The organism is Flavobacterium sp. N1736 (assembly GCF_025947065.1).
Classification (GTDB): domain Bacteria; phylum Bacteroidota; class Bacteroidia; order Flavobacteriales; family Flavobacteriaceae; genus Flavobacterium.
The window spans coordinates 4401900-4414940 of sequence record NZ_CP109994.1 but is presented as its reverse complement, the minus strand read 5'-3'; the positions used below and the strand labels follow the sequence as shown (position 1 = coordinate 4414940).

Here is a 13041-nt window from a genome sequence, read left to right as displayed (position 1 = left end):
GTTTAATCGTTAAACTGTTGATTCGTTAAATCGATCAAACTACTAAACGAATAACCGAATAAACAATTATGAAGCAATACTTAGATTTAGTAAAACATGTTTTAGAAAACGGTAACCAAAAAGGTGACCGAACAGGAACCGGAACAAAGAGTGTTTTTGGTTATCAGATGCGTTTTGATTTAAGTGAAGGTTTCCCAATGGTTACAACCAAAAAATTGCACTTAAAATCGATCATTTACGAATTACTTTGGTTTTTGAAAGGCGATACCAATATTAAATATCTTCAGGAAAACGGAGTAAAAATATGGGATGCGTGGGCAGATTCTAATGGTGATTTGGGACCTGTTTACGGACATCAATGGCGTAATTGGAATAGTGAAGAAATTGATCAGATCTCTGAATTAATTACGGAGCTAAAAACAAATCCAAACAGCCGAAGAATGTTGGTTTCTGCATGGAATCCTTCTGTTTTACCTGATACCAAAAAATCATTTGAAGAAAATGTCGCCAATAACAAAGCTGCTTTACCTCCATGTCATGCGTTTTTTCAGTTTTATGTAACAAGTCCTGACATTGAAAAAGGTGAAACAAAAGAAAAATTATCTTGTCAATTGTATCAAAGAAGTGCCGATATATTTTTAGGAGTTCCTTTTAATATCGCTTCTTATGCATTATTAACTATGATGATTGCACAGGTTTGCGATTTAGAATATGGCGAATTTATTCACACTTTTGGAGACGCACACATTTACAATAATCATTTTGAGCAATTAGAATTGCAGTTGACGCGTGAACCAAAACCGTTACCTAAAATGATCTTAAATCCTGAGATCAAGAATATTTTTGATTTTGATTATAACGATTTTACACTTTTAGATTATGAGCCGCATGCGGGTATAAAAGGAAGTGTTGCTGTATAAATTATAAAAAAATCCGCTTCGTTTTAAGCGGATTTTTTTATACAACTAAAACACTATTTTCACTTCCGGCATAATCATTCCATTTGTATGAATCTGCTTCAGGATCATTTACATAACTTCCGTCAATTACATACTTAAACTCGTAAATTGCATCCTTTACTAAGTCATAAGTAGCTTTAAAAGTTCCGTTTTTTAACTTACTTAAAGTTCCTTCCTCAACATTCCAATTATTAAAATCTCCAACTACAGCAGCTGAGCTTGCGTCTTTAGCTTCTACAGAAAATGTAACTTTACAAACTGGCTTTGTTTTGATAAATTGCTTTTTTAAAGACATAACTATTTAATTTTTAGATTGATACATCTAAATTACACAAATTCAACTATACATTCTATACGGGAGTAATCGATTTATGATAATAGCAAAAAGCGAATATTATTTTAATGATATCCATAATTTTAACCGTACTTTTTTTAGCATTTGGAATTGAGAACTCATTTTAAATGAAATATTCCATAATTGAAATGGCGTGTTTCCAAAATAAATTTTAACTTTATGACCTCATTTTATGTCATATGGAAAAAGAAGTGCACGAACAATACGAATACGCCAGAAGAAGATTAAGACAAAAGAAAGTACTTTATTTTCACTTCGTACTTTTCTTAATAGGCAGCTTGTTTCTGTTTGTAGGAAATAGATTTTTTGGTTTAGGTGCCAATACCGAACAAAATTGGTGTATCTGGGCCATAACAATATGGCTTTTTATCTTTATTCTCCATTTTATAAAAGTTTATATTACGGACAGATTCATGAATAAAAAATGGGAAAGAGAACAAATTGACCGACTTGTAGCTTTACAGCAAAAAAGAATAAGTCAATTGGAGTCAAAAATAAACGAGGATACCGATAATAAAATTTAGTTCATCATACCATGATTATAATGATAGCGGCTGTTGCCGAAAATAATGCGCTTGGCAAAAACAATGACTTGGTTTGGCATTTGCCAAACGATTTTAAAAGATTCAAAGAACTTACTACCAACCATCATATTATTATGGGAAGAAAAACTTTTGAAAGTTTTCCAAAACCATTACCAAACAGAACTCATATTGTTATAACACGTCAGGAAAATTACAAACCTGAAGGCTGTATTGTTGTAAACAGTATTGAAAAAGCTATTGCATTATGTCCTGAAAATGAAGATTCGTACATTATTGGCGGTGGAGAAATTTACAATTTAGGTTTGCCTTATGCTGATATTATTGAAATCACTAAGGTGCATCATACTTTTGATGCTGATGCGTTTTTTCCTGAGATTAAAGAGAGTGATTGGCAATTAGTAGAATCTGAGGAGAATTTTAAAGATGAAAAACATCTTTATGATTATACTTATGAAACTTACATTAGACGTTAAAATAAAAAACATCCTCAAATAAATGAGGATGTCTTTAATAAAAATGATTTCTAGCTTAGGACTTATTCAAGAAATAGTATTTGATAACATGACGTAAATTACAATTGTTAAACAATTGAAAACCATTGTTATAAATGATTTGATTTTTGAGAATAAATCTCAAAAAAGGTCTTTAATACCAAATACCACGAAGGTATTAAAGACAAGAAAATTAAAATTTCCAAAAACAAATTTAATCCTAAGAACGTATTTTGCACTTTATAAAAAGTATTAATTATGAGAAAAATACTGTCAAAACTACTTACAAGAACAAATGAAATTACCAGCGCAAAAAAAGTATTCATTTGATTAAGTCACTTATAGCTATCAATCATTAAAAAAATTTAATATTTATAAGACAAAAGTGACAATAATATCTTGTTGCCGCAATACCCACTTTCCGTGATTTTTTCAAAATACCCACTTTCCGTGATAAGCAAAAGATAAACTTTAATTTTAAGAATATTTTTCTGAAACATTTGATTTACAATTTAAAAAACCCATTAACAGTTAAGTCAGATTGTATTATATTTGCGTAAATAAAAAATAATGACTGAAAAAGTAACCCCTTATAAAGACTCTACATTAGGCAAAAAAGAACAAGTTGCCCAAATGTTTGATACTATCTCTGGAAACTATGATAATTTGAACCGCGTGATTTCATTTGGAATTGATATTAAGTGGCGAAAAAAAGTATTAAAAATAGTTTCTGACACTAAACCAAAAATCATTCTTGATATTGCAACAGGAACTGGCGACCTTGCTATTTTAATGACGCAAACTAATGCCGAGAAAATTATAGGTTTGGATATTTCTGCGGGAATGCTTGAAGTGGGAAAAAAGAAAGTAGAAGAAAAAAAACTGTCAAACGTTATTGACTTAGTTTTAGGGGATTCTGAAAACATACCTTTTGAAGACAATTATTTTGATGCAATTACTGTAGGTTTTGGCGTTCGAAACTTTGAGAATTTAGAGAAAGGTTTCGGAGAAATTTTAAGAGTTTTAAAACCAAACGGTGTTTTCGTTATTCTAGAAACTTCGGTACCTGATAAAACTCCTTATAAACAAGGATATAAATTCTATACTAAAAATATACTTCCAATTATAGGAAAACTGTTCTCTAAGGACAATTCGGCTTACGGATATTTATCTGAATCGGCTGCTGTTTTTCCTTATGGAGAAGCTTTAAACAATATTTTGAGAAAAATTGGGTTTATAGATGTTGTGGCGATGCCTCAAACATTTGGAGTTGCAACCATTTATTCTGCTTCTAAAAAATAGTATGAAAAAAACAGTAATCTTACTTTTATTAGTCTTAACGACAAAAGGATATTCTCAATTTGCTAAAAATATGTTTAGCAAAGATCCGATTATTAACCTCGAAAACTGGCAAAAACAGCGTTTGTATTTTGGTTATTATTTAGGCTTTAATAGTTTCGACTTTAAAATTGATTATAAAAATCCCGTACAACAAGATATTCAGGTAAAAAAAACTACCGGTTTTAATGTTGGTGTAGTTGCAGATTTAAGGCTGCAGGAATATATTAACCTGCGTTTTGAACCTGGTTTATACTATACAAAACGTGATTTGTATTATCCTGAATTAGCTTCTTTTGGAGAAAGCTCTTATTTAAGAGAGGTAAACAGTACGTATATTCATTTTCCTTTGTTGTTGAAATTTTCTTCGCTGCGTACCGGAAATATTCGTCCGTATATAGTTGGAGGAATGTCGACTACATTAAATTTATCTAGTAATTCGAAATCGCTGGATGATAATCACGAAGGAAAATTCAGGGTTAAACCCTGGACCACAGCTTATGAACTTGGTTTTGGAATTGATATTTTCTCTGAATATTTTATTTTCTCTCCTTCTATAAGAGGAATGTTTGGAATTACAGATGAATTAATTCGTGATAATCCTGCAAATGGAGCCAGTCCGTGGACAGATAATATTGATTCGATGAAATCAAGAGCGATTTTAATAAATTTCACTTTTCATTAAAACAATTTCTCAACTATTTCGTTTAAATTCACTTAGAATAATTGCTGTTGCTGTAGCTACGTTTAAACTTTCGGTTTTTTGTAGCTCTCCAAATCTTGGAATTGTGAGTCGGCTGGTAACCGTTTCTTCAATCTCTGCCGAAATACCATTGGCTTCATTACCCATAATAATGATTCCGTTTTGAGGTAAATTAGATTGATAAATGTTTTCTCCGTTCATAAAAGTTCCAAAAACCGGTAACTTTGTTTGTGCAATAAAAGTTTTCAAATCGACATAATTTACATTTACTCTGGTAATAGAACCCATTGTAGCCTGCACTACTTTTGGATTGTAGATATCGACGGTTTCTTTTGAACAAATTATTTGTTTGATACCAAACCAGTCGCAAAGACGTAAGATGGTTCCTAAATTTCCGGGATCACGAATGTCGTCTAAAGCTACAATTAAACCAGAGTCCAGTATTTTATTTTCGACAGGAATCTTAAAAACTGCCAAACATGAATTTGGGGTCGACAAAGCACTTATTTTTTTCAGTTCCTGCTCATTAATAAGTGTGCGTTTTGAAGATTGAACTGTTTCAAAATCATTTTGTGTGGTGTATAAATGCTCTAATTCAAAATTGGATTGCAAGAGTTCTTGAATTACTTTTACTCCTTCAGCAAAAAATAATTGATTTGCAAAACGTTGCTTTTTTTGATGTAAACCTGTTATAAGCTTTATTTGGTTTTTACTAACCATAAAATAATGTACTTTTGAATTAAATATTAAAAAACACTTGAAAAAGAATTCCACAAAAATAGTAGCATTTATTCTAATAGCAATATTTATTTCTGCTTGTAATGCCGTAAAAAGAGTTCCGGATGGAAAAAACCTTCTTGTAAAAAATAATATTCTGGTTAATGGAAAGTCTACAAATGATGAAACTGCATCAAATCAAATGTACCAAAAACCTAATGGTACTTTATTGGGTTATAAGCTGCGTTTGAATATGTACAATTTAGCCAATTTAAATCCTGACTCGACTTATCAGGCAAAATTTAAAAATAATCCCGGTCTTTACGAACGTCAGTCAAAAATATTATCTGCGAAACAAGTCGATCGTCTTGGTCAGTCTTTTTTATACAAAGGAATTCATGAATTTTTAAAAAACACAGGCGAACCTCCTGTAATCATTGATACTGCCAAAACAACAAAATCTTTGTTACGTTTAAAATATTATTATTTCAACAATGGTTTTTTCAATGTAAAAACAGATTATAGTATTGATAGTGTGGGCAGAAAAAAAGCTCAGGTAAATTATAATATTACAACCGGACCCGGTTATATTTTAGATTCAATTAAAACCAATATTCTTACTCCTGCTTTAGATTCGTTATATAAAACGAACAACGAACCTTCGCTTTTAAAATCCGGAACTCAGTTTAAAACTGCTGATTTTGAAGAAGAAAAAGCACGAATTACTACTTATTTCAGAAATCATGGCGCTTACTTTTTTCAGCCAACTTACATCAATTATAATATTGACACGATTGGCAAAAAAAATAAAGCTGATGTAACTTTAATTATCAATAACAACAATATTCAGGAAAGGGATTCAAGCAGAACAGAGCCTTTTAAATTGTATAAAATTAGCGATGTAAACATTTATACGGATTATTCTCCTACAAATGCAAAAACAAAAATCAATGATAGTACCACGTACAACAACTTTAATTTATACAGTTACAAAACCTTAAAATACAAACCCCGCGCCATAACTGACGCTATTTTTATTACAAAGGGAAGTACTTTTTCTGATACGCGTACAACACTTTCTTCACGGTATTTAAATAATTTGAAGATTTTTAATTATCCGTCGATACAATATGAAGTCGATAAACGAGACTCGACAGCACAATCTTTAATTGCGAATGTTTATTTAACGCCAAGAAAGAAATATAGTTTTGGTGCTACTTTAGATTTTACGCACTCTAATATTCAGGATTTCGGAATTGGAGCGAGTGTTTCTGAAACGATTCGAAATGTATTTAACAGGGCTGAAACTTTAGAAATTTCGGCACGTGTAAATGTTGGTTCATCAAAAGATATGGCAAATCCGAATGATAATTTCTTTAATGTTTCGGAATATGGAATTGATACCAAACTTAATTTCCCAAGGATTTTAATGCCTTTTGGAACTGAAAAAATTATTCCGAAAAGGATGATTCCTTCCACAAGTATTGCTGCAGGTTTTTCTAAACAAAGGAATATTGGTCTTGACAAGGAAAATTTTACGGGTGGATTGGCTTATAACTGGTCTCCTAAACGACGCAATACTGTAAAACTTGATTTGCTTAATGCACAGTTTGTACGTAATTTAAATCCGGGTAATTATTTTAGGGTTTATACTTCTTCTTATAAGGAATTAAACGGCATTGCAAATCAATACAATACGAATGCTTCAAACTTAGACGATAACGGAAATTTAATTATCAGTCAGGGAACAACAAATTTTACCAATGAAGTTTTAAACGGACAAACTGCCTTAACGCCAACAGATCCGCAATATAAAGATGTGGAAAGTATTGAGGAAAGAAGGGTTCGATTGACAGAAAACGATTTTATCCTGGCAACGAGTTATACTTTTACGACAACAACCAAAAAAGATCTTGCCGATAATACTTTTTATCAGTTTAAAACAAAAATAGAATCTGCAGGAACTTTATTATCAGCCATTTCAAGCGTTGCCAACTTGCCTAAAAACACAAATGGCAACTATGAAATTTTCAATCTTGAATATTCAGAATACATCAAAACTGAATTAGATTATATTAAACACTGGGATTTTGGCAAGGAAAAGGTTTTGGCGGTAAGAAGCTTTTTTGGAATCGCGATTCCGTTTGGAAATTCAAATTATATTCCTTTTTCACGAAGTTATTATTCTGGAGGTTCTAATGATAATCGTGCATGGCAACCATATTCATTAGGTCCGGGAAGTACCGATGCGATGAACGATTTTAATGAGGCTAATATGAAGATTGCAATGAGTGCCGAATTTCGATTTAAAATTTTTGGAGATGTTAAGGGAGCTATCTTTGCAGACGCCGGAAATATCTGGAATGTGCTCGATAATGTGATTGATGATAAAGCAAAATTCAACAACTTAAACGATTTAGCTGAAATTGCTTTGGGTTCAGGATTTGGTTTACGTTACGATTTAAGCTTTTTTGTTATTCGTTTAGATTTAGGGTTCAAGACCTATAATCCGGCGCATCCGGAAGGAGATCGTTGGTTTAAAGAATACAATTTTGGGCACTCGGTTTTAAATTTTGGAATAAATTATCCATTCTAATGCTAATTAATTCTTATTTTTGCAACCTAAAAACTAAAAACAACTATAAAAAAAATTACAATGGCACACAACATTAAACCCGGAGTAGCTACAGGAGATCAGGTTCAGGAAATTTTTAATTATGCGAAAGAAAAAGGATTTGCACTTCCAGCAGTAAATGTTACGGGGTCAAGTACTATTAATGGAGTTCTTGAGACTGCAGCGAAACTAAATGCGCCAGTTATCATTCAATTTTCAAACGGAGGAGCACAATTTAACGCTGGAAAAGGATTGTCTAATGCAGGTGAGAAATCAGCAATCGCTGGTGGAATTGCAGGAGCAAAACATATTCACACTTTAGCAGAAGCTTACGGTGCAACTGTAATTTTACACACAGACCACTGTGCAAAAAAATTATTACCTTGGATCGATGGTTTGTTAGATGCATCTGAAAAACATTTTGCAGAAACAGGAAAACCATTATTCAGTTCTCATATGATCGATTTGTCTGAGGAGCCAATCGAAGAAAATATCGAGATCTGTAAAGAATATTTAGCAAGAATGAGTAAAATGGGTATGACATTAGAAATCGAGCTGGGTATTACAGGTGGTGAAGAAGATGGTGTTGACAACTCTGATGTTGACAGTTCTAAATTATACACACAACCAGAAGAAGTAGCTTATGCTTACGAAGAATTATCTAAAGTAAGTCCTAAATTTACTATCGCTGCTGCTTTTGGAAACGTTCACGGTGTTTACAAACCAGGAAACGTAAAATTAACTCCGAAAATCTTAAAAAACTCTCAGGATTTCGTTCAAAACAAATTCAAAACTGGTCCTAATCCGGTAGATTTCGTTTTTCACGGAGGTTCAGGTTCTACACTTGAAGAAATCAGAGAAGGAATTAGCTACGGAGTTATCAAAATGAACATTGATACAGATTTACAATTTGCATACACAGAAGGAATTCGTGATTATATGGTTAAAAATATTGACTATTTAAAAACACAAATCGGTAACCCGGAAGGTGCTGAAGTTCCTAACAAAAAATATTATGACCCAAGAAAATGGGTACGTGAAAGCGAAGTGACATTCAATACAAGACTTGAGCAAGCTTTTGCAGACTTAAATAACGTTAATACACTTTAAAAAAGTGATCAGTAAACAGTTTTAAGTTTTCAGTTATAATGCTGAATACTTAAAACTGATTATTAAAAACTGAACACTGGAACTGATTACTGAACACTGAAAACTAGACAAATGGCTTGGTTTAAAAGACAAGAAAAAGGGATTACGACCGCTACAGAAGATAAAATGGACGTTCCGAAAGGATTGTGGTACAAATCTCCGACTGGAAAAATTATTGATGCTGATGAATTAGCCCGAAACTTATTTGTTAGTCCGGAAGATGATTTTCACGTTAGAATTGGAAGCGCAACCTATTTTGAAATTTTATTCGACAACAACGAATTTGTTGAGTTAGATAAAAACATGACATCAAAAGATCCTTTGCATTTTGTGGATACAAAAAAATATGCAGAGCGATTGAAAGATGTAATGGAAAAAACTCACTTAAAAGACGCTGTACGTACGGGAGTAGGAAAATCTAAAGGAAAAGAACTTGTAATTTGCTGTATGGATTTTGCCTTTATTGGTGGATCTATGGGAGCTGTTGTAGGTGAAAAAATTGCCAGAGGTATTGATCACGCGATCAAAAACAAAATGCCTTTTGTAATGATTTCTAAATCTGGTGGAGCTCGTATGATGGAAGCAGCGTATTCGTTAATGCAATTAGCAAAAACATCTGTAAAATTAGCGCAGCTTGCCGAAGCTGGTTTACCATACATTTCTTTATGTACAGATCCAACTACGGGAGGAACAACTGCATCTTACGCCATGTTAGGAGACATCAATATCTCTGAGCCAGGCGCTTTGATTGGTTTTGCCGGACCGCGTGTGGTTCGTGATACTACAGGAAAAGATTTACCGGAAGGTTTTCAAACGGCTGAGTTTCTTTTAGAGCACGGTTTCCTTGATTTTATTACACCAAGAAAAGATTTAAAAGAAAAAATCAACTTATATATTGATTTGATTCAGAATAGTACAATTAGATAGTTTTAAACTTCTAAAGACATATAAAATCCCATTTGCTTCGGCTGATGGGATTTTTTTATATCTTTATTTTAAATCTTATTTCTATGACAAGAATTTTTATTGGTTTTATCATTTGTTTTTTTCTTTTAAATTGTGGTAAAAAAGAAGAGAATGTTGAGATTAAAAATAAACCATATATTATTTCCTATGAAGATCAAAAACTTCAAAAGTATATCGATTCATCAAATAAAACCAATAGAAAAATATTCTTACCTTTTAAAAGTTTTTATGGAGAAAGCCATCTTATTATTGATAAAAAAGGTGATTTATATTACTATCAACAAAAGTATACAGGGATTGACTGCGGAACAGGTAGAGAAAACGACACCCTTCCTCATTTTTTAAATTTACAGCCAAAAGATATTCTAAAAATCCCTGAAACAATCTTAACTGATCTTCTATTAGAAAACATTTTGAACAAAGCAGAAAACAGACGAATTTTAATCATTGCATCTCAAAACGACACAATAAAAAACACTTCTTTTTTTAATTTTATAAATAAAAATAAATTACGAGCTTACGAAATAAGAAGAACAACCCAAGAAGAAGATACCGTTCTAAAATACAAGAAAAACAATGAATCTTACTATCCAGATGAAATCAAATGGGATCGAACTAAAATCAAGCTTCCTAATTAGAAACTAAAAAATGTCTCGTTCCTACGGAATATTTTTTAACATATCATCTTCTAACGGATTAATCCCGAAGCTTCGGGACGTTGCTGCAAAATATGTCATTCCTCCGGAATTTTATGCAGCGTTCCAAAGGAACAAAACATATTGTAGGGATGGATTTTAATCCATTCTTCGCAATGAGAACACACCGTTTTCTCATTACGATTTTAGTTCGTGTTGTTTTTTGGCCTGTTATTTTTTAATTCCTTTTCGGCTATTTTAAAAGCTACTTTTTCGCGCCATATTGCATATCGTTCTCTAAAAACTATTTTTATAGCACTATCAACTGCGCCGTGCATAAATAAACTCCAAACGCTTGCCATTTTTCGGGTTATGGATGAATCCCAGGCACGAAGACTGAGAGAAAAAGAACCGTCTATATAACGCATCCAATGCCACATTCCGGTTGGCATGAATAACGTATCGCCATGTTCCAGAAAAACTTCGTAACCTTCAACGCCTTTTAGAGCGGGAAATTTTTCAAAATCGGGATTGGCAACATCGTAATCTTCTAAGGCGTACGTGGTATTTGGAACGCAATAAAGTCGTTTTTTCCATTTATTATCAAACAATATAATATGTTTTCTTCCTCCAAAATGTGTGTGGAAAAGATGGGGTAAATCGATGTCATAATGCAAAAAGGTAATAGCTTTTGAACCTCCAAAAAACATGGCGGGCATACTTTCTATAAAACCACCCATTAATTCTTTTGGAATTTTTACGTCATTAATTAATTCGGGGCGATGTTTAAAAAGATTGAAGAAAAAAATTCGAAGCTGTGTTGGCTCGTTTTTTATTAGATCCAGATAATCGCCAAATTTCATATTGGCAATTGAGGCATTAATTACTTTTTTAGGATCTGCTTTTGAATTATCAACTAATTTTACTTCAATATCTCCGGCAATTTGCTTAAAATAATCGATTGTCCATTTGTCTCTTGCGGGCCAATCTTTTGTTAATCCTTTTATAATTAGAGGGTTTCTTTTATCTAAATAGTTCTTTTTAAAATCTTCTCTAGAAATAGACTCAACTGTATCAACATTTTTTAGAATAAAGCTCATTATTTATTAATTTAAATTATCTGGCTAACCAAAAATATCTAATTATTTATAGCCTTCAAAATTTAAAGTAAAATATTACAAACCAATATATTACATTCCTGTTCGAATAGCTTCAACCGGATCTAAATTTGCAGCTGAAATTGCGGGTAAAATTCCGGAAATTAATCCGATAAGTGCGGCAAGAGTTGTTCCTAAAACGATATTTCCAAAACTTAAAACAAATTCAAAATCCAGTGCTTTTGTTAAGATTAATGCAATTGCCCAAACCATTAATAAACCAATGATTCCGCCAATTACAGAAAGAATTATCGCTTCGAATAAAAACTGAAATAAAATGAATCGGTTTTTAGCGCCAAGCGATTTCTGAATTCCAATTAAATTAGTTCTTTCTTTTACGGAAACGAACATAATATTGGCAATTCCAAAACCTCCAACTAAAAGAGAAAATCCGCTGATAATCCAACCTACTACATTCATCTGACCTAAAATTCCGTCGATAAAATCGGTAAACCCAGAAAGTATATTGATGAAAAAATTATCCATCTCGCCTGCTTTCATTCCGCGAATTGCTCTAAGTTTTTGTGCAACTTCGGCTTTATAAGCATCCATATCGATGCCTTTTACAGGTTTTAAAACAATTACGGGCGTCATTGCGTCGCTGTCGCCATACATTCTGCGTAAAAAATTTGCAGGAAAATAAACAGAAGTATCATTACTGTCGCCAAAAAATCCTGCTCCTTGTTTTTTCATTACACCAATTACGGTAAAACGCTGTCCGTACAAACGAATACTTTTTCCGATGGGATCACTTTCTCCAAAAAGTCCGTTGGCAATATCATATCCTAAAACAATTACGGGAGTTCCTGAATTTGATTCAGATTCGTTGTAAAATCTTCCCTTATCAAAACTTACTCCGTCAATGTCGACCATCTCAAATGATGAAGGAACCATATTTACATCGGCAACGGTTTTCGAATCGTATTTTAAACTTTCGTGATTTACGAATAATTGATACCCAACCTGCTCTGTATTATTAAGTGAATTTTTCAAACTGATATATTCGTCATATTTCACATTGGGAAATTGTTCTCTTTTCCATTGTGGAATTTCTGACGGACCGAAACAATATTTCATTAAATAAATCGTATTTTTATCTAAACTGCTCAAATCTTTAGAAATTTTTCGGTCTAAAGAATCAACGGCAGCAAGAACGGCAATGATTGAAAATATACCTATTGTAACGCCTAACAATGATAATAAAGTTCGCAATTTATTATTTCGTAAAGCATTAATGGCAAAGCTCAGACTTTCTTTTAATAACCTAAGATAAAGTAGCATATAGTAGTATTTTTCAATAAAGTAAAATTCAATAAATTAAAATCAAAAACCTAATAAAAAGTAACTTACTCATGAGTACATTTTTTTAAGATAATGTTACATTAAATCCTTTAAAATAATATTTAAAAAAA

Annotated in this window: 13 protein-coding genes; 9 read left to right on the top strand and 4 right to left on the bottom strand. The window is 32.3% G+C overall.

The genetic code is table 11. The annotated features are described in order from the left end of the window. Positions 1–68 precede the first annotated feature (68 nt). Positions 69–920 (top strand): thymidylate synthase, encoded by an 852-nt coding sequence (locus tag OLM54_RS18750; protein ID WP_264536075.1) that lies wholly within the window; start codon positions 69–71, stop codon positions 918–920. Positions 921–957: 37 nt separating this feature from the next. Here OLM54_RS18750 and OLM54_RS18745 read toward each other — a convergent pair whose 3' ends face one another. Continuing rightward, positions 958–1254: an isoamylase early set domain-containing protein gene (locus tag OLM54_RS18745; RefSeq protein WP_264536074.1), complete on the bottom strand. Its 297-nt coding sequence runs from the start codon at positions 1252–1254 to the stop codon at positions 958–960. A gap of 239 nt (positions 1255–1493) precedes the next feature. On the opposite strand from OLM54_RS18745, the gene OLM54_RS18740 reads away from it, so the two are divergent. From OLM54_RS18740 to OLM54_RS18725, 4 genes are all read left to right on the top strand, one after another. Continuing rightward, the gene (locus OLM54_RS18740) at positions 1494–1838 is read left to right on the top strand and encodes a 2TM domain-containing protein (RefSeq protein ID WP_264536073.1); all 345 of its coding nucleotides are present in this window, start codon (positions 1494–1496) and stop codon (positions 1836–1838) included. Between the two features lie 11 nt (positions 1839–1849). After that, on the top strand, positions 1850–2332 hold the full coding sequence (locus OLM54_RS18735; RefSeq protein ID WP_264536072.1) for a dihydrofolate reductase: 483 nt from the start codon (positions 1850–1852) through the stop codon (positions 2330–2332). A 588-nt stretch (positions 2333–2920) separates the two neighbouring features. Next, positions 2921–3652 carry a bifunctional demethylmenaquinone methyltransferase/2-methoxy-6-polyprenyl-1,4-benzoquinol methylase UbiE gene (gene ubiE, locus OLM54_RS18730; RefSeq protein ID WP_264536071.1) on the top strand — a complete coding sequence of 244 codons (732 nt, stop codon included), beginning with the start codon at positions 2921–2923 and terminating at the stop codon, positions 3650–3652. Between the two features lies 1 nt (position 3653). Then, a complete protein-coding gene (locus OLM54_RS18725) occupies positions 3654–4373 on the top strand; it encodes a porin family protein (protein ID WP_264536070.1) in 720 nt (239 codons plus the stop codon). Between the two features lie 9 nt (positions 4374–4382). Here OLM54_RS18725 and OLM54_RS18720 read toward each other — a convergent pair whose 3' ends face one another. Beyond that, entirely contained in the window at positions 4383–5111 is a 729-nt protein-coding gene (locus tag OLM54_RS18720) for a TrmH family RNA methyltransferase (RefSeq protein WP_264536069.1), read from the bottom strand. Between the two features lie 37 nt (positions 5112–5148). Between OLM54_RS18720 and OLM54_RS18715 the strand changes: the two genes are divergently transcribed. The 4 genes from OLM54_RS18715 to OLM54_RS18700 all read left to right on the top strand — a co-directional run bounded on the left by OLM54_RS18715 (position 5149) and on the right by OLM54_RS18700 (position 10475). After that, positions 5149–7704, top strand: a complete 2556-nt coding sequence (locus OLM54_RS18715) for an outer membrane protein assembly factor (RefSeq protein ID WP_264536068.1) — start codon at positions 5149–5151, stop codon at positions 7702–7704. A 60-nt stretch (positions 7705–7764) separates the two neighbouring features. Beyond that, positions 7765–8832: a class II fructose-bisphosphate aldolase gene (gene fbaA / locus OLM54_RS18710; protein ID WP_264536067.1), complete on the top strand. Its 1068-nt coding sequence runs from the start codon at positions 7765–7767 to the stop codon at positions 8830–8832. Between the two features lie 111 nt (positions 8833–8943). Next, complete coding sequence (accD, locus tag OLM54_RS18705) at positions 8944–9798, top strand: acetyl-CoA carboxylase, carboxyltransferase subunit beta (RefSeq protein ID WP_264536066.1); 855 nt, start codon at positions 8944–8946, stop codon at positions 9796–9798. A gap of 83 nt (positions 9799–9881) precedes the next feature. Continuing rightward, positions 9882–10475, top strand: coding sequence for a hypothetical protein (locus OLM54_RS18700; protein WP_264536065.1), 594 nt, complete (start codon positions 9882–9884; stop codon positions 10473–10475). A 203-nt stretch (positions 10476–10678) separates the two neighbouring features. Here OLM54_RS18700 and OLM54_RS18695 read toward each other — a convergent pair whose 3' ends face one another. Beyond that, entirely contained in the window at positions 10679–11572 is an 894-nt protein-coding gene (locus tag OLM54_RS18695) for a cupin-like domain-containing protein (RefSeq protein ID WP_264536064.1), read from the bottom strand. 90 nt (positions 11573–11662) lie between these two features. Next, complete coding sequence (locus tag OLM54_RS18690) at positions 11663–12910, bottom strand: ABC transporter permease (protein ID WP_264536063.1); 1248 nt, start codon at positions 12908–12910, stop codon at positions 11663–11665. Positions 12911–13041 lie beyond the last annotated feature (131 nt).

Coding starts and splice junctions, on each gene's coding strand:
- OLM54_RS18750 (WP_264536075.1), top strand. CDS start 69: ATGAAGCAATACTTAGATTTAGTAAAACATGTTTTAGAAAACGGTAAC.
- OLM54_RS18745 (WP_264536074.1), bottom strand. CDS start 1,254: ATGTCTTTAAAAAAGCAATTTATCAAAACAAAGCCAGTTTGTAAAGTT.
- OLM54_RS18740 (WP_264536073.1), top strand. CDS start 1,494: ATGGAAAAAGAAGTGCACGAACAATACGAATACGCCAGAAGAAGATTA.
- OLM54_RS18735 (WP_264536072.1), top strand. CDS start 1,850: ATGATTATAATGATAGCGGCTGTTGCCGAAAATAATGCGCTTGGCAAA.
- ubiE (WP_264536071.1), top strand. CDS start 2,921: ATGACTGAAAAAGTAACCCCTTATAAAGACTCTACATTAGGCAAAAAA.
- OLM54_RS18725 (WP_264536070.1), top strand. CDS start 3,654: ATGAAAAAAACAGTAATCTTACTTTTATTAGTCTTAACGACAAAAGGA.
- OLM54_RS18720 (WP_264536069.1), bottom strand. CDS start 5,111: ATGGTTAGTAAAAACCAAATAAAGCTTATAACAGGTTTACATCAAAAA.
- fbaA (WP_264536067.1), top strand. CDS start 7,765: ATGGCACACAACATTAAACCCGGAGTAGCTACAGGAGATCAGGTTCAG.
- accD (WP_264536066.1), top strand. CDS start 8,944: ATGGCTTGGTTTAAAAGACAAGAAAAAGGGATTACGACCGCTACAGAA.
- OLM54_RS18700 (WP_264536065.1), top strand. CDS start 9,882: ATGACAAGAATTTTTATTGGTTTTATCATTTGTTTTTTTCTTTTAAAT.
- OLM54_RS18695 (WP_264536064.1), bottom strand. CDS start 11,572: ATGAGCTTTATTCTAAAAAATGTTGATACAGTTGAGTCTATTTCTAGA.
- OLM54_RS18690 (WP_264536063.1), bottom strand. CDS start 12,910: ATGCTACTTTATCTTAGGTTATTAAAAGAAAGTCTGAGCTTTGCCATT.